Source organism: Niastella yeongjuensis (assembly GCF_900110245.1).
Taxonomy (GTDB): domain Bacteria; phylum Bacteroidota; class Bacteroidia; order Chitinophagales; family Chitinophagaceae; genus Niastella; species Niastella yeongjuensis.
In genome coordinates this window covers 274220-294840 of sequence record NZ_FOCZ01000007.1, presented here as the reverse complement: position 1 = coordinate 294840, position 20621 = coordinate 274220, and the positions used below count along the sequence as shown (strand labels likewise).

Annotated in this window: 17 protein-coding genes; 12 read left to right on the top strand and 5 right to left on the bottom strand. The window is 45.2% G+C overall.

Going from position 1 to position 20621, the window contains the following annotated elements; genetic code table 11:
- Window positions 1-245: 245 nt before the first annotated feature.
- Window positions 246-1781, bottom strand: coding sequence for an OmpP1/FadL family transporter (locus BMX95_RS20255; protein ID WP_081203848.1), 1536 nt, complete (start codon window positions 1779-1781; stop codon window positions 246-248).
- A gap of 244 nt (window positions 1782-2025) precedes the next feature.
- A complete protein-coding gene (locus BMX95_RS20250; RefSeq protein WP_081203849.1) occupies window positions 2026-2856 on the bottom strand; it encodes a hypothetical protein in 831 nt (276 codons plus the stop codon).
- A 251-nt stretch (window positions 2857-3107) separates the two neighbouring features.
- Between BMX95_RS20250 and proS the strand changes: the two genes are divergently transcribed.
- Together proS and BMX95_RS20240 are read left to right on the top strand one after the other, a co-directional pair.
- Complete coding sequence (gene proS / locus BMX95_RS20245; RefSeq protein WP_081203850.1) at window positions 3108-4586, top strand: proline--tRNA ligase; 1479 nt, start codon at window positions 3108-3110, stop codon at window positions 4584-4586.
- Between the two features lie 188 nt (window positions 4587-4774).
- Entirely contained in the window at window positions 4775-5260 is a 486-nt protein-coding gene (locus tag BMX95_RS20240; RefSeq protein WP_081203851.1) for a DUF5362 family protein, read from the top strand.
- A 53-nt stretch (window positions 5261-5313) separates the two neighbouring features.
- On the opposite strand, the gene BMX95_RS20235 is transcribed toward BMX95_RS20240, so the two are convergent.
- Window positions 5314-6078, bottom strand: coding sequence for an RDD family protein (locus tag BMX95_RS20235; protein WP_081203852.1), 765 nt, complete (start codon window positions 6076-6078; stop codon window positions 5314-5316).
- A gap of 217 nt (window positions 6079-6295) precedes the next feature.
- On the opposite strand from BMX95_RS20235, the gene BMX95_RS20230 reads away from it, so the two are divergent.
- From BMX95_RS20230 to truB, 9 genes are all read left to right on the top strand, one after another.
- Window positions 6296-7264, top strand: coding sequence for a stage II sporulation protein M (locus tag BMX95_RS20230; protein ID WP_081203853.1), 969 nt, complete (start codon window positions 6296-6298; stop codon window positions 7262-7264).
- A gap of 16 nt (window positions 7265-7280) precedes the next feature.
- Entirely contained in the window at window positions 7281-8063 is a 783-nt protein-coding gene (locus BMX95_RS20225) for a DUF4129 domain-containing protein (protein WP_133054059.1), read from the top strand.
- Complete coding sequence (locus tag BMX95_RS20220; RefSeq protein WP_133054060.1) at window positions 8060-9316, top strand: DUF4350 domain-containing protein; 1257 nt, start codon at window positions 8060-8062, stop codon at window positions 9314-9316. Before BMX95_RS20225 ends, BMX95_RS20220 begins: the two co-directional genes overlap by 4 nt.
- 3 nt (window positions 9317-9319) lie before the next feature.
- Window positions 9320-10294, top strand: coding sequence for an AAA family ATPase (locus BMX95_RS20215; RefSeq protein WP_081203856.1), 975 nt, complete (start codon window positions 9320-9322; stop codon window positions 10292-10294).
- Between the two features lie 166 nt (window positions 10295-10460).
- Window positions 10461-11807, top strand: a complete 1347-nt coding sequence (locus BMX95_RS20210; RefSeq protein ID WP_081203857.1) for a DUF58 domain-containing protein — start codon at window positions 10461-10463, stop codon at window positions 11805-11807.
- 64 nt (window positions 11808-11871) lie between these two features.
- A complete protein-coding gene (locus BMX95_RS20205) occupies window positions 11872-12918 on the top strand; it encodes a hypothetical protein (RefSeq protein WP_081203858.1) in 1047 nt (348 codons plus the stop codon).
- 55 nt (window positions 12919-12973) lie between these two features.
- Window positions 12974-14008: a hypothetical protein gene (locus tag BMX95_RS20200; RefSeq protein WP_081203859.1), complete on the top strand. Its 1035-nt coding sequence runs from the start codon at window positions 12974-12976 to the stop codon at window positions 14006-14008.
- 21 nt (window positions 14009-14029) lie between these two features.
- Window positions 14030-14491, top strand: a complete 462-nt coding sequence (locus BMX95_RS20195; protein ID WP_081203860.1) for a hypothetical protein — start codon at window positions 14030-14032, stop codon at window positions 14489-14491.
- 55 nt (window positions 14492-14546) lie between these two features.
- Window positions 14547-15251, top strand: coding sequence for a tRNA pseudouridine(55) synthase TruB (gene truB, locus BMX95_RS20190; RefSeq protein ID WP_081203861.1), 705 nt, complete (start codon window positions 14547-14549; stop codon window positions 15249-15251).
- Between the two features lie 237 nt (window positions 15252-15488).
- Here truB and BMX95_RS20185 read toward each other — a convergent pair whose 3' ends face one another.
- Window positions 15489-17855, bottom strand: coding sequence for a BamA/TamA family outer membrane protein (locus BMX95_RS20185; protein WP_081203862.1), 2367 nt, complete (start codon window positions 17853-17855; stop codon window positions 15489-15491).
- Window positions 17856-17876: 21 nt separating this feature from the next.
- On the opposite strand from BMX95_RS20185, the gene BMX95_RS20180 reads away from it, so the two are divergent.
- A complete protein-coding gene (locus BMX95_RS20180; RefSeq protein WP_081203863.1) occupies window positions 17877-18605 on the top strand; it encodes a TrmH family RNA methyltransferase in 729 nt (242 codons plus the stop codon).
- Between the two features lie 121 nt (window positions 18606-18726).
- On the opposite strand, the gene BMX95_RS20175 is transcribed toward BMX95_RS20180, so the two are convergent.
- Complete coding sequence (locus BMX95_RS20175) at window positions 18727-20613, bottom strand: DUF3857 domain-containing protein (RefSeq protein WP_081203864.1); 1887 nt, start codon at window positions 20611-20613, stop codon at window positions 18727-18729.
- Window positions 20614-20621: the final 8 nt, after the last annotated feature.

The window sequence follows — 20621 nt, the reverse complement described above, 5'->3', positions numbered from 1 at the left end:
AGTATTTACTGAATGACGCCTAAAATTCTGGAGTGTTGAAATCTGTACAATCAGAAAGGAAGCCGGGTGGCCACAGCTGAGTGAGTGAGATCAGCTGCCAAAAGAAGAAGGATCGGTTTCATTGGCAATGAAATTTAGGTTATACGATAAGGTTATCCCTGCTAATGTAACACATTTAGCAGGGATGAACCTAATTTTTTATCGATGTTCGGCCAATGAAGATTTGTCTGTAACCGGGCGCAGGTTTAAAATACCTTGAAACCTATTGTCAGCAAAATTTGTCCGATGTTGCTTTTTACATCTGCGTATACGTTTTGCTGTGGGGGTGGTAACCGGTAAGGGAAATTAGCATCCGTGGTGATGCTTTGTACGTACGTTAAATCGATGAAGATGCCTTTATCACGATAACCCAGTCCTGCGCTGATATTCGATTTTCCGGCTTTAACGGGATTGTCTTCGTATGGATTGCCATAATGAGCAAAACCCAAACGGCCCATAATGGTATTGAATTTCACCTCCATACCAAAGCGGAAATTGAAGGTGCTTTTGTACAGCTGTTTAACCGTTGAGTTCACCTGGCTGTAATAGGAATCATCATCACTTTCTTCCGCCGCACTAAAGCGTGAGGAGCCATAGGTTACATATTCAACATCAGCTGTAATAAAACCACGTTGCTGGGTAACATCTTCTACTCCATTAATTACATAGGCACCGCTTAGCATGAACTTCCAGGGTGATGAAAAGTCGTATTTGTAAAGGGGTGAAGCCCCGTAGTAATCGGAAGTAACGGAGTCAACCGGAATATTGGCAAACAGGTTCTCATGGTGTGTTACCATTTTACTTGTCACATTATCTTTTAACCCGTAAATGGTAGGGGTGTGCACGGCCAGTCCGAGCCTTAGCTGCTGGATGGGTTTAAAAATGGCACCCAGTTTGGCATTTATACCAGCGCCGGTAGTGGTAAGCATTTCTTCATACCGGTAGTATTTAAAGTTGTTGGATTCATTGTTGGTGGGATCCGATTCCGTGTATTCTGTACGACGTTCGTACTTTACAATGGGGATACCAATGCTACCGCCCAGGTAGAATTTATCCTGCAGGTTACCTGCATAGCCGAGTGCTATTTCGGTAATACCGCCTCTGGTGGTGATCCTGTTCTGCTGATCGATTGAATTCAGGTATTCGGGCCTGCCCAGCACCTGTTTAACGCCGCCGACAGTAGCTGTATCGATCAGGTAGGTATAAATAGCCATTTTAGTAGGCAGCGACAGGTAAGGGGATGCATAGGCATCGTCGATGCTAACGCCAGATTTGGAAAACTCATCGGCATATACTTCCGAACCAGAGCTGTAATCGTTATTTCCCTTATAGTAAATACTGTTATTGAAATTGGCGGCGCGGTTAACGGCAATGCTGAAAGCCTTGCTTACCCATTTGTTCTCAGGTGTATTGTTGGCTGAAACAAAGCCTGTGGTGCTCATATTGAACCGGTTGGCATTGCTGCTGCGGGTACTTGTACCCCGATAGTCGCCTTCACTGTGGGCCAGGGTAAAACCCGGCGTAAGTACTATTTCGCTGACTTTATAAAAGCCTAAACCGGCAGGGTTCACGAAGGTGGAGGTTATGTCTCCGCCCAGTGCACCTATAGCGCCGCCTATCGCCTGGCTGCGGGCTGTACCGGATGGTACGTTCCAACTCATTCGTATTACATCTTCGGGTAACTGTGCCATGGCCCGGGCGCCAATCAGTGTAAGAAAAGCTATCGAAAGGGTGTACTTCATGTTTCTTTATTGTAATAAAAACGGCAAACGTGAGAAGGGCAGAGGGCAAAGAAATTCTCCAGCTACCTGTTTTCACGCTTACACCTGGAAAAAGCAATATTACCTGTAGTAAGAGAAATACACTACAGCTTTTGCTATCAACTATTTTTTAAGGATTACTGTTTTTTAATACTGTTATTGTAGACAGGGAAAGGGCAACTTCGGCATTTTATCTCTGCCTTTTGTCCTCTGCCTTCTGCCCTTCTTAATGACCGCGGCTTGGTCTGCTTGGGCTACTACCACCACCGCCGCCACTGCTTCCGCCATAAGAACCTCCAGAAGAAGGTGAATAGGTTCTCACCGGTGCTGAAGATGGCGTATAAGTGGGGGTTGAACGCTGGCCAGGTGAGTAATAGCTGTCGTTGCTCCTGCGCAGTCCACCCGATGTATTACCATTGTTATTGCTGGTATTATACCGTCCGTTGGGGTTTGTATAAATGGGTCTGTTGTTGCTGGTATTGCGGGTACTATAAGTCCTGTTGGTATAGCTGCTCATGTTGAAATTACGAACTGCTTTATAGGCCACGGGGTTGCCTTTTGAGCCGCCCACAATGATGCCGCCAGCATAGGGATTATAGTAGCTGTTCCAGTAGTAATAGCTGTTAAAGTAAGGGTTGTAGGTGTTTATTGCCCAGGGATTGTAAAAACCCATGGCATAAGGCATTCCTATTCCATAACCACCGTAGAAGCCGCCGCCATAGCCCCCATAACCACCATAGAAGGATGGTCCAAAGGATGAATACGGAGTGTACGGGCTGTATCCGCCGTAATAACCGCCGTTGTATTGCCAGTCGTTATAATCATCGAACTGGTTCCAGCGGCTTCCATACTGCCGCATGCTCAGGTAATTGTCTTCAGGATTGGAATTATCGTACCGGCTGCCTCTTTTAGTGTTGTTGACAGTCACGTAGGAATCATCAGCAGTAGGGGCCGGTGAAAAATACACATCATCCGGCGTTTGTCCGCTGCGGTACACCGAACAGCTGGATAAGGCGATCATCGCCAGAATTACAGGGAGTATATTTCGAAACCTCATAGTAATGGTTTTATGCGTTTTACAGTGTAAATGCTACTTTTGCAGACTTACTGGCCAAACTTTAGGTAGTAAGTTTTAGTCAGTAGAACTTTTTCAAAAATAAAGTTACAATAAAAAGCCAGTAAACTGTAGCAGGCCGATTGTTAAAGTTTATCGATAAAAGGCTTGATAATGAGGGCAGAAGAGCCGTTTGAAGGTTCTTAAATTGTAATTAAAAAGCAAAAACCCGATCTATATAAACAATTAAAAGCATGAGCAAAGAGATCACCAGCCGAAGCACAGACTATTCGCAATGGTATAACGACCTGGTTATTAAAGGCGGCCTGGCCGATTATTCGGCTGTAAGAGGCTGCATGGTAATAAAACCTTATGGGTTTTCCCTGTGGGAAAATATGCGCGATGCCCTTGATAAAATGTTCAAGGATACTGGCCACGTAAATGCCTATTTCCCGTTGTTCGTTCCCAAAAGCCTGTTCGAAGCGGAGGAAAAGAACGCCGAAGGATTTGCCAAAGAGTGTGCGGTAGTAACGCATTACCGGTTAAAGGCCGATCCTTCCAAAAAGGGCGCCCTGATGGTTGATCCCGAAGCCAAACTCGAAGAAGAGCTGGTGGTTCGTCCCACCAGTGAGGCCATCATCTGGAATACATACAAAAACTGGATCCAATCATATCGCGATCTTCCCCTGCTCATTAACCAATGGGCCAACGTAGTACGCTGGGAAATGCGCACCCGCCTGTTCTTACGCACCGCCGAGTTCTTATGGCAGGAGGGGCATACCGCCCACGCTACCGCCAAGGAAGCCGTAGATGAAACCGTTCAAATGTTGAACGTGTATGCCGATTTCGTAGAGAACTGGATGGCATTACCGGTAATAAAAGGGATAAAAACCGAGAACGAACGTTTTGCCGGCGCCGTTGATACCTATTGTATCGAGGCCCTTATGCAGGATGGCAAAGCCCTGCAGGCCGGAACTTCGCACTTCCTGGGGCAGAATTTTGCCAAGGCGTTTGATGTGAAGTTCTCTGATAAAGAGAATAAGCTCGATTACGTATGGGCTACCAGCTGGGGTGTAAGTACCCGCCTGATCGGCGCCCTCGTAATGGCACACAGTGACGATGAAGGATTGATCCTGCCACCCAAAATCGCACCGCTGCAGGTGGTGATCGTTCCCATTTACAAAGGGGAAGAACAAAAGGCCAGGATCGACGAAAAGGTGCTGGAACTGGTAAAACAACTGAAAGCCCTGGGCGTTCGGGTAAAATACGACGATAACGACAACAGCCGCCCCGGTTGGAAGTTTGCCGAATATGAAATGAAAGGTGTACCCGTTCGCGTGGCCCTGGGTTTACGCGATCTGGAAAACAATACCGTTGAACTGGCCCGTCGCGATACCAAGGAAAAACAAAGCGTTTCCATGGACGGACTGCCAGAACGGATCGCAGCTTTGTTGACTGAAATTCAACAGGCTATTTTTAACAAAGCCCTGGAATACCGCAATTCGCACATCACTACAGTAAATAGCTGGGATGAATTTTTGAGCACCCTGAATGATAAAGGCGGTTTTATTTCTGCTTTCTGGGATGGAACTTCTGAAACAGAAAACGCCATCAAAGAAAAAACAAAAGCTACCATCCGCTGTATTCCGCTGGATAACCCACTGGAAGAAGGCGTTTGTGTTTTCTCAGGCAAACCCGCCAAACAACGGGTACTGTTTGCACAGGCCTATTAGTGAGTAGTGAGTAGTGAGTAGTGACTGGGTTCGCTAATTTTCAATTTTCTACAATTTTCGCGAACCTTATTCACAACTCACAACTGACTTTCCAATACAGGGATTTTGGGCTCCGCTCAGAATCCCTTTTTATTTTCATATCTTGTTATAACTAACCTAAAGAAATTCGTTAACCAAAAACACAACAAATGGAGCCATACAATCAAGCCGCTGCTACACCCAATGAGAATTTATTCGAACTGCAGGTGGATCAGCAAAGCATCAGCTACCTGGGTGAAACGGCCCGCTGGGCAAAGTTTTTATCGATTGTGGGGTTTGTTGTGTGTGGTATTATGATCTTGTTTGCCCTGTTTTTCGGGAGTATTATGGCTACCATCGGCCGAATCAGCAGCAACAGCGATTCATTCAGCAGTGCCCTGGGCGTGGGCAACTATGCTTTTTCCGCAGTATATATCATCATTGCTTTATTATACTTCTTTCCCTGTTTATACCTGTTTAATTTTTCCGCTAAAATGCAAATGGCTTTGCGTAATAACGATCAAACAAACCTGAATACGGCATTTGGCAACCTCAAATCCTGTTTCAAGTTTGTAGGCATACTCACTATTGTAGTGTTGTCGTTTTACCTGCTGGGAACGGTTGTAGTGGTTTCGGTAGCTTCGTTGGTGAAATAGGGCAGCAGCGACTTATGTAACCGGTAACCGGAAACCGGCACCCCAAAGCAAAGCTAGTTAGCAGAATAATAATTGTAATCTTTCAACAAAGTCTTCAGAAACTCTAAAGAATCCTGATCGCTGGTCATTTTAAGTTTCGACTGAATGCGATGGGCGATCTTGAGGGACAGGTCGTAGTCGTTGCGCTTTTTTACGGTTTCAATAATATTCTTCAGTGTATTGATGTCGCGGTCGCTTAACTGCATTACCTGCGGATAGCGGGGCTGATAAGTAGATTCCACCTCGGTAAAAACGGTATCCTGCCAGGAAGCACGCTTTTTAAGATCGATCAGGATGGTGCCCGCTACCAGGTCGCCCAGGCGTTGCGATTTGGGTGTGGCAATGATGCAGATCAAACCGGCAAAGATGAAAAACACCGACCACCAGGAGGAATAGCCGGAAATGGTTCCCAGGAATAAAAAGATCGGGAAGTCAATGATCCGGAATAACCAGCGAATGAGGTACTGACTTACAGAAGGCTCGCCGCCCTGCAGGGTCATTACTTTTATTTGCATGGCCATTTTTCCAACACTTTGCCCGTTCATTATGATCTCGGAGATCAGGTGGTAAAGGATAAAAGGCAGCATAAACAGTACCACCATCCAGGTTTGATGGTCCCAGTCGGCACTCACCAGCGCGCTCATGAGCATATTGCCAAAATATACGAAAGTGCCCTGAATGGTCACATCTATGAGCCAGGCAAAAAAGCGCCGGTGAAACGGGCTGAGGGCAAATTCCACTTCAATGTTAAAGCCGGTATCTAATTTTACTAACAGCATATTAAACAATATTCCAGGTTACAAGTTACTGGATACAGGGATAATTCCAAGAATCACCGTGCCACGGTTTTGAACCGAGACACGGTAATTCTGGCTACCATAACAAGAATTATCTGTTTACCAACGTTATAACGTTCAAAATTTTACTATTATATTTACTTGTGCCATTTAATTTGGGCCTGAATAGGTAGATTTGAAACTATAAAAATACGTCTGAGTGAGAGAAGGACTATTTATAAAGAAAAATATCGATAAGTGGCGGAAGTATCAATATGAAAAAACCACCGATCCTGATGAAATGGCGCAACAGTTCACAGAACTGGTGAATGACCTTGGGTACTCCAAAACTTTTTACCCGCATAGCAAGGTTACCCAGTATTTGAACGACCTGGCCTCCCGCATATACCTGAGCATTTACAGAAACAAACGGGAAGACACCTCCCGCATCGGCCGTTTTTTCAAAACGGAATTACCGCTTACAATCCGTAAACACCATCGCGAAATATTGTATGCCTTTCTCATATTCGTCGGTTTTGCAGTAATGGCCGCTTTTTCGGCAGCCCATGACGAAACCTTTGTCAGAGGTATTCTGGGCGATGGGTATGTAGAAATGACGGAAGACAACATTTCCAGAGGTGATCCTTTTGGCGTGTACCGGCAAACAAAAGCCGTTAATATGTTCGCCTACATTGCACTGAACAATATCTATGTCTCGTTCCGGGTTTTCGTATGGGGTTTATTCCTGGGCCTGGGCAGTGTTAAGGAATTATTTACGAATGGGGTAATGGTAGGTGCGTTTCAATATTATTTTTTTGCAAAACACCTGGGCTGGTCTTCGGTACTGGTGATCTGGACCCATGGTACGCTGGAGATCTCTGCCATCATACTGTCGGGCGCAGCCGGTTTAATAGTAGGCAATAGCATTTTATTCCCTGGTTCCCATAAACGATTGTATTCGCTGATGCAGGGGGCAAAAGACGGGCTGAAGATAATGATCGCCCTGGTGCCCATTTTGCTGACAGCTGCCTTCCTGGAAGGGTTTGTAACCCGTTATTCCTATTATACCATGCCCCGCTGGTCGAGCGTTTTGATCCTGGTTGCCTCATTAACTTTTATTATATGGTATTTTGTGTGGTATCCCATACAGGTACAACGTAAAACAAAAGCCGAAAAAGCTGTTGAATAAATTATTTGCCCTGTCAATGAATGTTGTTGTATCATACCGGTTATTGATCCCAGCTGTAAAAAACCTCAGGTTGATGGCCTGCCTGGTTACCCTGCTGGTATGTTCTCCATCGATACAGGCACAAACCGATACCAGACCAGGCACTATACTGCCACCGCCACCTGAATACCGCACCGTTCCCGATTCAACAGTTCGTCGCTTAAAAAATGAAAAAGATTTCGAATACGCCAATGATCCTGCCTACTGGGACCTTGAACAGGAAAGGGAACGCAAGCGTAAACGCGAACAGGATAACGGAGCCTATAAAAGAAGCATTTGGGATTTCTTCTATACTACTTTCTCCGGCGTTGCAATCCGCATCGTTAGCTATGTATTACTGGGTATTTTTTTCCTGTTTGTCATTTACCGCATTATGGTAGTGAACAAACTGTTCCTGTTCTATACTTCCAGAAAAGCAAAAGTAACTGCCGGAGCCGGTGAAGCCGTGGATATTGAAAATGACAACCTGGATGAAAAGATCAGGAATGCCGTGCAGACCGGTGAACACCGCCAGGCCATACGCCTTATGTATTTGAAGGCCCTGCAGATCCTGAACGAAAAACAATGGATCAAATACCATGTGGATGCTACCAATTATGAGTATGTGATCCAAATGAGCAAACACAAACTGGGCGACGATTTTGGTTTCTTAACCCGCATATACGATTATGTATGGTATGGGGAGTTCAAATTGACGCAGGAGCAGTTTGAGATAGTAAGTAATAATTTTAGCCACTTTTACAACGCAGCAAACTCTTGAAACCAATAATACGATATCGATTTCTGCTCTTGCTGATGGCGTTGGTTGTCGTGGCAGCCGGTTGTGGCCGGTCAAAACGGCTGAACAAAAACGTAACGTTGTGGCGTACGGATAAAATCCCCTACGGCACATATTACGCGTATGAGAACCTGCGCCATGTATTCCCGGATGCCAGCGTTGTTATCAATAAAAAATCGCCCGACCAGTATAAAACGTACAGCTATAAAACGGAAAAGGAGGAGGAGGATAGCGATACTGTACAGTATGCTGATGATAAAACCAATTACATCATTATCAGCAACCAGGTTTTACCCGACGAAAGCGAGGTCAATGCGTTGTTGAACCTGGTAGGCAAGGGGCAGCATGTATTTATCTCAGCCTTTACCATCAGCGAAAGCCTGCTTGATAGTTTACATTTGAAAACGGCGTTCTACTCCAGTTTGTTCAATACCGACGATTCACTGACCGTAAGCGTCAACAATCCGGAAACAAACGATTCCCTGTCGTTCACCTATCCCGGTACGGCCCTGGATAATTATTTTGCGTCGGTTGACTCCAACATTACTTCTATTCTGGGGCGTGATAAGTTTGGCCGGCCCAATTTTGTAAAGTTCGACTATGACGGAGGCGGTTCTATTTACATTCACCTGGCACCGATGGCCTTCACCAACTTCTTTTTATTACACAAGAATAATAAAACCTATTACGATAATGCGTTGTCGTACCTGCCTAAAAACAGTACGATAGTACGATGGGATGACTATTTCAGGTACCATACAGCGGGCAGCGACAATAAAGATGGAAATGGGTTGTTTGGTGCAGGCAGCTGGCTTTTCAAGCAAAAGGGCCTGTCGACAGCTTTGCTGTTATTACTGGCACTGATGCTGATCATTTACCTGTTTGAAAGCAAACGCAAACAACGTGTCATCCCGGTTATTCTGCCCCTGAAAAATGCTTCGGTCGATTTTGTGAAAACGGTAGGCCGCCTGTATTTTCAACGGCACGATAACAAAAACCTGGCGCTGAAAATGACGGTGCATTTCCAGGACCATGTGCGCAGCCGGTATGGCATTCGCTCTTCCCTGAACGATCCGGAATTTGAAAAAAAGCTGGCCTGGAAAACAGGGTATAATATCAATAACCTGAAGAACATGTTGTTTTTTATGAATTCCCTGCAGAAGATGCATGATGTAACTGATGATGCCCTGCTTGAATTCAACCGTAAATTGGACCACTTTTATAAATACGCATAATACATGGAAAACTTTTTCGATGTTCGTACCGACCTCAGCGCATTGCAGCAATCGGTACAAACCTTAAAGCAGGAGATAGGTAAGGTGATCGTTGGCCAGGAGCAAATGGTGGAACTATTGCTCGCTGCCATTTTAGCCGACGGACATGTACTTATTGAAGGGGTGCCTGGTGTTGCCAAAACCCTTACGGCCAAATTGCTGAGCAAAAGCATTTCGGTTGGTTTTTCACGTATCCAGTTCACTCCCGATATGATGCCGAGTGATGTAATAGGCACTACTATTTTCAATCCCAAGGATTCTACTTTCCAGTTTAATAAAGGGCCCATCTTCAGCAATATCGTGCTCATAGATGAGATCAACCGCGCCCCGGCCAAAACCCAGGCGGCACTGTTCGAAGTAATGGAAGAGCGGCAGATAACCGTTGATGGCCACTCGTACCAGTTATCGGTGCCGTTTATGGTAGTAGCTACGCAAAACCCCATTGAACAGGAAGGTACCTATCACTTACCTGAGGCACAGTTAGACCGCTTTCTGTTTAAAATAAATGTGTCGTACCCAACGGCTGAGCAGGAGTTCAGGATCGTGTTGCAACACCACCAGCAGAACCTGCAAGAAATGATCAGCCAGGTATCTACAGTGCTTTCAGCTACCCAGGTGCAGGAACTGCGCAAACAGGTGCGTTCGATTCATGTGGAAGAAAAGCTGATCAATTTTATAACTACCATTGTAGCCAATACCCGTAATCATAAATCGATCTATCTGGGTGCCTCCCCCCGTGCATCGATTGGCATATTAAATGGGGCAAAAGCGCTGGCATCCATGCGGGGCCGCGATTTTGTTACACCCGATGATATCATTTATGTGATCCCGGCGGTATTGCGCCACCGCATTGTATTAACACCGGAGAAGGAAATGGAAGGGGCTTCTACGGATGATGTTATTCATCAGATTATAACAAGCGTTGAGGTACCGAGGTAAAGGAAGGGCAGAAGGCAGAGGGCAGAAGGCAGAGATGAAAGCCCGAATTTTGGGACTTCTTTGCCAATTGCAGACTGCCGCTTGTCAAAGTGAACCTCGAATGACAGGAAACCCTTTCTGCCTTCTGCCCTTTTGCTGAATATCACCATGCACCATTTTTATACAAATGAATCTTTATAAAAGATATATACTTCCATTGTTCTTCGGCCGGCGATTTTACTGGTCGTTTGTAACGGTTATATTATTGTTTGTACTGTCGTATAACTGGCCGTTGCTGTTTCCGGTGGCGCGGGTTTGCCTTTGGTTTGTGATAGCCCTGGTAGTGCTGGATTATTCCCTGTTGTTCCTGCGCCGGGAAGGATTGCTGATACAACGGATCGTAAGCGACCGGTTCAGCAATGGCGATATCAATAAGGTAAAACTGCTTATCACCAATAAATTCCATTTTCGGGTTCGCATAAAAGTTATTGATGAAATACCGGTGCAATTTCAGCAGCGTGATTTTTCAGTAGATGCTGAGCTCGACACCGATGAATCGAAAAACATTGCTTATGACCTGCGTCCGGTTGAACGGGGCGAATACATTTTTAACGATACCAATGTTTTTGTAAAAAGCCCTTTGCAACTGGTAGTGCGCCGCATAAAGAATGAGGGCGAACAAAAGGTAAAAGTATTGCCTTCGTATTTGCCCTTGCGCCAGTTTGAACTAATGGCCTATAGCAACAACCTGGCCGAAGCCGGCAGCCGCAAGATCCGTAAAATAGGCCATAGCCTTGAGTTTGAACAGATCAAGGAATACGTTACCGGTGATGACATCCGCAGTATAAACTGGAAGGCGACCGCCCGCAGGGGTGGACAGCTGATGGTGAATAACTATACCGATGAACGCAGCCAGCAGATCTATTGCATTATCGACAAAGGGCGTGTTATGAAAATGCCTTTTGAAGGCATGACGCTGCTGGACTATGCCATCAATGCCACCCTGATACTTTCGAGAGTAGCGTTGATAAAACAGGACAGGGCCGGGCTGGTGACCTTTGCCGAGAACATCGGTCATTTTTTACCCGCCGACCGCAAGGCCTCGCAAATGGGACATATTCTGGAGACCCTGTACAACCAGCAAACCAAATTCCTCGAAAGCGATTATGAGAAGCTGTATGCGCATCTCCGCACCCGCATTTCACAACGCAGCCTGATAGTTTTATTTACCAATTTCGAGTCGTTATCGGGTTTACAGCGGCAGTTGCCTTACATCAGGCATATAGCCCGCAATCACCTGGTGCTGGTGGTGTTTTTTGAAAATACCGAATTGCGCCAGTTGACCGATGATCCGGCGAGTGATATCGAAACACTGTATACCAAAACCATCGCCGAGAAATTCGTATATGAAAAACGGCTGATCGTAAAGGAGCTGCAGCAACACGGCATATTCACCATTCTCACCGCACCGGAGCACCTTACTATCAATACGGTTAATAAATACCTGGAGTTGAAAGCCAGACAGGCAATATGATTTTTTAAATGGTGGATCAGACAAACCCATTTTAAAAAATTAAATCAAGCGCATCTTTAACCTTATGAAACGTATTTTACAAAACGCATTCCTGTTTGCGGTTGTATGCAACTGTTGGAATGTGGTGCAGGCCCAGAAAACGGAAAACTATTCTCTTCAGTGTAAAAATGTAAAGATCGCACATGCCGGTTTTTCAAAAGTAGAAGTGATAGATTCCCGGTATGATACGGTTCACATCGGGTCTATTCAAAGAGGGATGTTCAATCGCAAAGGCTTACTAACCCTGTCACAATCGCTGAAAGATGAAATTGCCGCCGCCGCCAACAAATTAGTCGATGAGGCGGATACAAAAGTGGCGGGTACGCTGCTTATCAACCTTCGTAAGTTCTTTATATCGGAGCACACAACGGCTACAGAAGAAGGGCTGTTTACTATTAAAGCCGGTTTCTATTATAAGCAGGATTCCCTTTACAAGGAAATGTTTACGATAGATACCACCTATAGAATAAAAGCAGGATTGGGTGATGTTACTGAAAGGTTACTCGATACAGTGCCCAGTTTATTAGGCCTGTTGGTACGGGATGCTGCCAATTATAATTTTACAACGGGTGTACTGAAAAATCAGTATACCGGTGTAGAAATCCAACACCTGACCGAGATCGAAAAAATGGTCATCCCGGTGTATAATGTGCCGGCAGCCAAAAAAGGATTATATGCAACCGCTGCAGATTTCATGAACAACCACCCCACCAGGGAAGACGTTATCATTCAACTCAGGAAAGGTTTTAGCCGGCCTTTTATCTATGAAATGACCGAAGATGGCAAAAAGGGCAAGGAAATTCTACGTAAATATTATTATGTGATCAGTGATGGCGATAAAATGTTTCTCTCTCGTCCGAACAACTTATATGAATTGACAAAAAAGGAGGGTGATTTTTATTTTACGGGCGTTGGCAAAGACGATGCCGACATGGGGTCGGTTGCGGTTGGTTACGCTTTGCTTGGTGTTTTGGGTGGCGCAACTGCCGCCAACCACGATACCGCAATTTTTGAATTTATCCTGGACCATTCAACCGGCAAGTTCATTCCCATAAGGAAGATCAAAGATTGATACAGCAACGTGCTGCGTGTACGAATTCCAAGTTACCTTAACATCCAATTTCCTTATGAAACAACTTATAAAGCATATTTGCCTGCTGGCCTTTGTATGCACCTGCCAAAAGATACAGGCCCAGAAGTCAGAAGTCATTTCGCTCGAGCCCCAGCATATAATCATTACTTCCTCCGCTTTTTCAAATGTGCGGATCGTAGATACCCGGCTCGATACTACGCTGGGAATTATTCATAGAGGCGCGCTTCAGAGTCCGGTGGAATTAAAAAACACCCAGCCATTGAAGGATGAATTGGCGTCTGCCGTAGCCAAACTGATCCTCGGCGCCTCTAAACAGGAGGGAACCTTATGCGTGAATATTCGCCAGTTCGGGTTGTCGGAGTATTCAGCAGCCGGAATAAGAACCGGAGTGTTCAGGCTCAGTGCTGTTTTTTATTTAAGACAGGCTAACAGTTACAGGAAACTATTGACAGTAAATACCAGGGTGCTTATAAAAGCGGTTTTAGGTGACGTAACGAAAAGGTTACTGGATACCGTACCACAGGTATGGGGCAGTTTAGTGCAACAGGCGGCCAGCTATGATCCCGCACAAAGCGAGGCAGCCACCCAACTTACGGCGCGCTATATTGATGAACTTGATGTTGAGGAAAAGAAAGCCCTTCCGGTGTACAACACCAACCTGGCGCAAAAAGGGTTATATGCCACCTTTGACGATTTTAAAAATAACCGGCCTTCACAGCAGGCGGCTTTTTATTACAAAGATGGAGTGATCGCGCCGTTGGTGTACGAGTTAAAAGAAAATGGCATGGTAGGGAAGGAGATCAAATTCAATAAATTTTATGCCGTTTGTGATGGCAAAAAAATGTATGTTTCCGGCTTGTACGGCTTGTATCCCTTAACGAAAACCGATAATGATTTTTATTTTGAATGCATAGGCATGGAAGGAGGTTCCAGAGCGATCGTGGATTTAGGGGACAAGACTATTATTATACCCAGGTCGGTCTTACCGCCATATGATTACATTGATGTTGTGCATAAAATAGATCATATTACGGGGGAATTCATCCCTGTTAGAAGAGGAAGGGTGTAAATTTCCATAACAGCGAATAAAATGAAAAATATTTTAATTGTCTGTGTTTTTGCCTTGATGGGTGGATGTGTTTATGATCCTCCTCAAAAGGGTAATATAATTTACATACACAACCAAACTGATCAATACGTTTTCGTTATTGATTCTTTACCCTCACAAGGGAATGCAAGATTGTATGATACTTCTTTAGTAAACGGAAGAAGAATGATATCTGCAATAGATTCAAATATTCCGGCATTTGGTACATGTGCATATTTTCTGTCTGAAAATCATTATCGCTATCAAAAGCTAAAAAATAAAGGCAACGTAACTCTTTATTTTATCGCAGAAAAAGATATAACGAAAACTTATGACAAAATTAAGCATGACACCTTTTATAGGGTATTTAGTGTTGATGCCGATACTGTAATGACCAACGGAATAAACCATATTTTTTATTATAACGATACCATTTTCCTGGAACATATTTTCGATACAGAATAATACAGGTAAACCAGTGCTTCGACAACTCGGATTTTCAGGTTACCTTTGCGCCCTCATGCAAAACGACCACAAAAACATTTTTGAAGAAGGACAGGTCTTATTGATCAATAAACCCCTGGAATGGACTTCCTTCGACGTTGTTAGAAAGATCCGCAATACGATAAAAATAAAAAAGGTAGGTCATGCCGGTACGCTCGATCCCTTGGCTACCGGCATGCTTATTTTGTGTACCGGTAAGTTCACCAAGCGCATCAATGAATACATGGCGCAGGAAAAAGAATACACCGGCACTTTTACCCTGGGCGCCGTTACCCCCACCTACGACCTGGAAAGCGAACCCCAGGATTTCAAAGATTATAATTCCGTTACCCCGGAGCAATTACAGGCTATTGCCGCACAATTCACCGGTGAAATTATGCAGGTTCCCCCCATGCACTCGGCCATAAAGAAAGATGGTATACGGGTGTATGAACTGGCCCGTAAAGGCCAAACCATCGAGCTGGACCCACGCCGGATCACCATAAAAGAATTTGAATTTACAAAGATAGAAATGCCTGTGGCACACTTTCGGGTGGTTTGTTCAACCGGAACGTACATCCGCAGCCTGGCCAATGACGTAGGTAAAGCCGCCGGCTGCGGCGCATACCTCAGCAGCCTTTGCCGTACCCGAATCGGGGCATTTACTTTAGATAAATCCATGACGATGGATGAAGCGTTTGAGTGGATAGCTAAGGAGAAGGCAATGGGCAATAGGGAATAGGCAATGGGAAGAAGGGCAGAAGGCAAAGGGCAGAGGGCAGAAAAAAAGGCAGTAGGCAGTAGGGGGAAGGCAGTGGGCCTTCCTACGCTCTTCGGTAGCCATAGTCAAAGCCGACGGCGGTAAAGCCTTGGCCGGCTAAGCAGACAGCCTCTGCGCGTTAATGCCTTTAAACTTTGAACCAGAACCCTGAACAGAGAACTCAATAACATAATAACCAAATAACATAATAACTTGGAACTAAAAAGGATATCCCAATCCTAACTGAAATTGTCCGTTTAAAATGCGGATATCGTTGAACCAGCCATTATTGATTTCGGCATGTGCGGGGTCTTTTATTTTATAGGCCCAGTCGAGGCGGATGAGGAAGAAATCGAAATCGAACCGCAAGCTGCTGCCCGCGCCAATGGCCAGGTCTTTATACAGGCGGTCGAGGTGAAACGAGGCATCCGGCACCCTTTTACCGGTGTTATCATATTCTGTACTCCAGATGTTCCCCATATCAACAAACAGGGCGCTGTTCACCTTAATACCTGCAATAGTGGTGATGTTAAAGCGGAATTCGGTATTGTACTCCAGTTGCATGTTACCGAAACGCTCAATGTTCGTGGTGTCGTTCTCATACAAAGTAGAGGAACCGGGGCCTAAATGCCTGATCTGCCACGCCCGCATACTGTACGGACCACCGGCAAAAAATGCTTTAAAGAACGGCAGGTTATTCTCCGGCACTATCTTATTGGGATCAAGGGCATCTTTGGTTTTACCATATACATACCCATAACCGGCAAAAAGGCGGAACGCCCAGGAGGAATGTTTCTGATTGATGTAATGCTTATACTCCCCATCGAACTTTACAAAGCGGGCCAGTGACCCATAATCAAGGGTTTTAAAAAAGCCAAACAAACCGCCGCTTTCCTCAATTTTGCCACGCAACAAAGTTAGTTTATTGTCTTTTTCTATCCCCGTACTCAGGCTGAGGATCTGGCTGATGATAAGACCGTTATTAAAAGCGTATTTATAAGAAGGGATCTGATCTTCCAGTCTTTTCAAACTGTCGGTCTTTTTTACATCGGTATACTCATAATTTAAGGGGATGTACTGCCAGGTCTTCCGCCATTTTTGCCCAACCTGGTCCTGGTCTTCCCGGCGCCGGCCTTTTACCCACTCATAACCCCAGCTGGTATTGAACGATTTCGATTGAAACAGCAAAAGCCGGTCGGTATACGAGGCATTCAGGTTTAATACCGTACGCGGGTTTATGAGGCTGTCGGTCTTTATTCTGATGGGGGTTATAAACTTGGGGAAGTTGATGGTATGGGCGAGACTGGCCTGCAGGGTTTGAATAAAGTCGGCCCCTAACTCAATCCCGAACCGCGCGCTGGTCACAGTTTGAATGGCTTCGCGATAAGCATTCCTGTTTAACAGGCGGCCATTTACCCCAATACCAAATAACTGGCCATTGGTTAAGATGTCGCTTACGTTGCGGCTCGCTTCCAGAGATAAATTCAGGTTTTGTTTGGGACTTGGGTACAGTTTTAGTCTGGCGTCGAGGGTAGGCACACTGGTGTCTTTCCGCTCAACCATTTCAAAATCTACGTTCTGCCAGGCCCCCAAACTGGTAAAATTATTTACAGTCCGGAAATAGCGGCGCTGTACATACAGCGACCCTGGCTTCAGGTAAATATTATTGGCTACGAAAGGCAGTCTGAAACGATGGGAGTTATAAATAAACTGATAACCCTTTACATTGGCCGTATGGTGTATGGAGGAATCAAACTCTTCATAGTTGGCATCGGGGTACACAGACACTTTGCCTATGTAAAACTTTTTTATCCGGCTGCTGTCCTTTACCGGGTGTTGTTTAAACACTACATTGATGGTGGGGTTCTCTCTTTTTTTACGCAGCGAGTCCAGTAACCGGATCTGTTCAAACGGATCAAGGGTTGGAGTTATCAGGGCGGCTACCACGGTATCTACCTCGGCATACACATCTTCTTTATTTATCTTGTAATAGCCATTGTTGCGAAAAACGGTTAGCAGCCTGTCCAGTTCGTCCGACACCTTTTGCTGGGTATAGGCTTCATCCTTTTTCAGTACCGACTTATCCTGTTGGTGCATAGCCAGGGATTGCAGGCTGGAATCGCGGAATGCATAACCGATTGAATCGAGTTTCAGCACCTTACCCGGTATAACCTTAAAAGTGATATGGGTGCGGTATTGTTTGCGTACCGTATCGATGAAGAAGGTATCTTTTATTTCAGGATTAAAATAACCCAGGGAATGCAGCAGGCTGGCCATAAATAATTTCGACCGGCTCACATTGGTTGTATCGAATACAGGCGGTTTCTCCAGCACCCGGCGTACACCGGCATAGTAGATGTACTGCGTTTTCACGCTGTCGTCGAGCTGGTTGATGAGGCGTTCCTCCAGCTGTAACTTTTCGGGTACATTACCCTGAATATTGATGGTAGTTTTGTAAACAAAGGGTTTTCCTGGTTGAAAATGTCTGGGAACTGTGCAGGAAGTTATCGTCGCCGCCACTAAAGCGCAGTACGCTATCCATTGAACCAGTCTAAATACAGTAACTTGCCGGGCTAATAACAACATATTTAGTTTAATCGGAATGCAATGTTGATTAAATCTCAGGTCAAATATATTCAAAGTTTAAGCCACAAAAAACTACGAGATAGTGAAGGTGTATTTGTTGCCGAAGGACCGAAGCTTATTAACGAACTTTTAATTGCCGGTTTACCCCTGCAGCAACTGTATGCCGTAAAGGAATGGATAGCAGAACAGGGCCAGCAACTGACCAGCCCCGTAACGGAAATAGCCCCGGCTGAACTGGAGCGCATATCCCTGTTGCAAACTCCCAACCAGGTATTGGGCATTTTTAAAAAACCGGTGTTCACTGCGAACAGGCCTGCACGAAATACCCTTTCGCTGATGCTCGATACCATTCAGGACCCGGGGAATTTGGGGACTATTATCCGTTGTGCCGACTGGTTTGGCATTTCCCAGATCTTTTGCAGTGTCGATTGTGCCGATGCCTATAATCCCAAAGTAGTGCAAAGCACCATGGGCAGTATTACCCGGGTACAGGTAGCCTATGGCGACCTGGTTGCGCTGTTAAAGGCGGAACCTGAATTGCCTACCTATGCCGCAGTGTTGAATGGTACTGACCTGCGTCAGCTGCCGCCCATAAAAGAAGGGGTGCTTATTATCGGAAATGAATCAAAAGGGATTAGTCCTGCCATGCTGGAGCTTTGCCGCAACCATATTACCATTCCGCGCCATGGAAAGGCGGAGTCGTTGAATGCGGCTGTTGCGACCGGGATCATCCTTTCGCATATAATCTAAAACAGTTTAAAGTTCTAAGTTGAAAGTTCAAAGTTGAAAGTTTAAAGTTGAAAGTTTAAAGTTGAAAGTTTTAAGTTCTTTTAGTCAGGAGCTTCCAACTTAGAACTTTAAACTTAGAACTTTATTCTTTCTTAATAACTATCCTTTGCGTATCGTCAAGCAGGATATCATCGAACAATTTTTTTATTTCCGCATAACTGGCTGCGGGGATCTTTTGCTTTTTTAATACCAGGGCTGCCGTACAGTACACTGCCTTTTCGCTTTCGTTGTACCAGTATTGAGTGGTATATGTAGCAAATTCGTTGGTGAGTGCCTTAGGCCTGGGCAGGGCTTCTACAGCTGCGCCCGCCGGCAGTTTGAACAGGGTGGTATCGATGCGCTCAAAAGGATAGGAGAAATAATAATCCTGTTTACGTTCTTCCGATTGGGGCAATGACCTTGACCAGAACCGGTAAATACGGGGGCTGATGAACAGTTTATTACCCGCATTGAACTCAGGCACTTTCTCGTACAACATATCGAGGTGGGTGGTAAACGCCGCTGATCCATCAACCTGCTTTAAGGTAAACTCATCGGGTTGTTTGAAGTTCAGGCTGTTCACGATAAATTCTTTCTGATCGTCTTTCTTCTCCTCTAAATAATACTTCATCTGTATTTTAAACTCTCCGGTGGAGGTAAAAGTGGTATTGGTTTTACCCGATCCATCGGTTTGCAGGTCAATGACCGTATGCACCTTAAACACATTCTCCGAACATTTGCTTTCGGGGGTGGGTACCAGAACACCGCCATTTTCTGTGATCAACAGCGCATTCCGGTTTTCGGTAAAGGCGCCCAATACATTAAAATCGGTGATATTGCTGGTGCATTCCAGCCATACCGAGTCTTTTTCCATGGGTACGCAAAGAACAACGTGGTTGCTGAGTTGGACCGGGAAGTCGGGGTCCATGGCCATGGCATTGTTGCCGGCATTGATAACTGCACTGTAACTTTTAATGCCTACGGCAGTAAGCATGGCCTTCATACAATTGCTCAGGGCTTTACAATCGCCATACTTTTTCTTGTCGGTAAAGTCGGCTGAAAAAGGACGAAATCCACCAATACCCAGCTGAATGCTCACATACCTGAAATTCTTTTGCAGATACGAATACAGTCTTCTTATTTTTTCGTAGTTATCTGGCGCGTCTTTAACCAGGTCATTAAAAAAAGCAACCCGGTCGGCAGGTAATTTATCGAGCCCTTTCCATAGATTGGCGCACCACATGCCGAAACCTTTCCAGGTACTGAGGTCGCCTTCAAAGGCATCGAACTTAAACCGGTTGGGCGCCAGCATCACATACGGGTAAGGACTAACCGAACCGGCTTCGTATTTTACGGCAGGCAGGTTTTTTACCGACCAGCGGTACCATTTGTAATTGCCGTCTTCACCGGTTTCCGGTTTTAAAGTGGTGTTTTTCTCCTTATACCGCAGGTCAAGGTCTTTGGGCACTTTAGCAGTAAACACCGATGACTCCACGCTTTCATTAGCACCCTGGATGTTGAAGGTTGGATAGAATATGTTCCCCCTGAACCGAATGCTGTATGTCACTTCAAAGGTAACAGGGTACGAGGTTGAAGAGAATTCAATGTAGGTGATCTTGTTATCGTCTATCAGGTTGTCACTGTACCCGGCCCTGGTGATCATGTCTTTTTGCCTGAACCGGTTTGTTTGCCGGCCGTTTGCATCAAATACCTTTACCTCTGCATCTTCAAGGATGTGAAATTTATCAGTATACTCGGCAAAATGCAGGGCACTTTTGCCTTTTTCATTCATAACAGTTATCACCTGGTGCACGCTCATGAACGACCGGTCGATATCGGTTACCTCGAAGGTGATCTCCTCTAACCGTTTTACGATGCCGGCATCTTTTTTAATGGTTTCGGGTATCGACAACAGGGCGTATTGCGAAACTTGCGCCTGCAGGGTTATGGCGGCAAAAATGATTGCTATTATGGATATACACGTCTTCATTGTCACAT

What these genes read in the sequence shown, in the direction of transcription:
- BMX95_RS20185 (WP_081203862.1), bottom strand. Translation starts at nt 17,855, where the DNA reads ATGTTGTTATTAGCCCGGCAAGTTACTGTATTTAGACTGGTTCAATGG.
- BMX95_RS20240 (WP_081203851.1), top strand. Translation starts at nt 4,775, where the DNA reads ATGGAGCCATACAATCAAGCCGCTGCTACACCCAATGAGAATTTATTC.
- BMX95_RS20250 (WP_081203849.1), bottom strand. Translation starts at nt 2,856, where the DNA reads ATGAGGTTTCGAAATATACTCCCTGTAATTCTGGCGATGATCGCCTTA.
- truB (WP_081203861.1), top strand. Translation starts at nt 14,547, where the DNA reads ATGCAAAACGACCACAAAAACATTTTTGAAGAAGGACAGGTCTTATTG.
- BMX95_RS20225 (WP_133054059.1), top strand. Translation starts at nt 7,281, where the DNA reads ATGAATGTTGTTGTATCATACCGGTTATTGATCCCAGCTGTAAAAAAC.
- BMX95_RS20200 (WP_081203859.1), top strand. Translation starts at nt 12,974, where the DNA reads ATGAAACAACTTATAAAGCATATTTGCCTGCTGGCCTTTGTATGCACC.
- BMX95_RS20205 (WP_081203858.1), top strand. Translation starts at nt 11,872, where the DNA reads ATGAAACGTATTTTACAAAACGCATTCCTGTTTGCGGTTGTATGCAAC.
- BMX95_RS20235 (WP_081203852.1), bottom strand. Translation starts at nt 6,078, where the DNA reads ATGCTGTTAGTAAAATTAGATACCGGCTTTAACATTGAAGTGGAATTT.
- BMX95_RS20255 (WP_081203848.1), bottom strand. Translation starts at nt 1,781, where the DNA reads ATGAAGTACACCCTTTCGATAGCTTTTCTTACACTGATTGGCGCCCGG.
- BMX95_RS20215 (WP_081203856.1), top strand. Translation starts at nt 9,320, where the DNA reads ATGGAAAACTTTTTCGATGTTCGTACCGACCTCAGCGCATTGCAGCAA.
- BMX95_RS20195 (WP_081203860.1), top strand. Translation starts at nt 14,030, where the DNA reads ATGAAAAATATTTTAATTGTCTGTGTTTTTGCCTTGATGGGTGGATGT.
- proS (WP_081203850.1), top strand. Translation starts at nt 3,108, where the DNA reads ATGAGCAAAGAGATCACCAGCCGAAGCACAGACTATTCGCAATGGTAT.
- BMX95_RS20180 (WP_081203863.1), top strand. Translation starts at nt 17,877, where the DNA reads ATGTTGATTAAATCTCAGGTCAAATATATTCAAAGTTTAAGCCACAAA.
- BMX95_RS20210 (WP_081203857.1), top strand. Translation starts at nt 10,461, where the DNA reads ATGAATCTTTATAAAAGATATATACTTCCATTGTTCTTCGGCCGGCGA.
- BMX95_RS20175 (WP_081203864.1), bottom strand. Translation starts at nt 20,613, where the DNA reads ATGAAGACGTGTATATCCATAATAGCAATCATTTTTGCCGCCATAACC.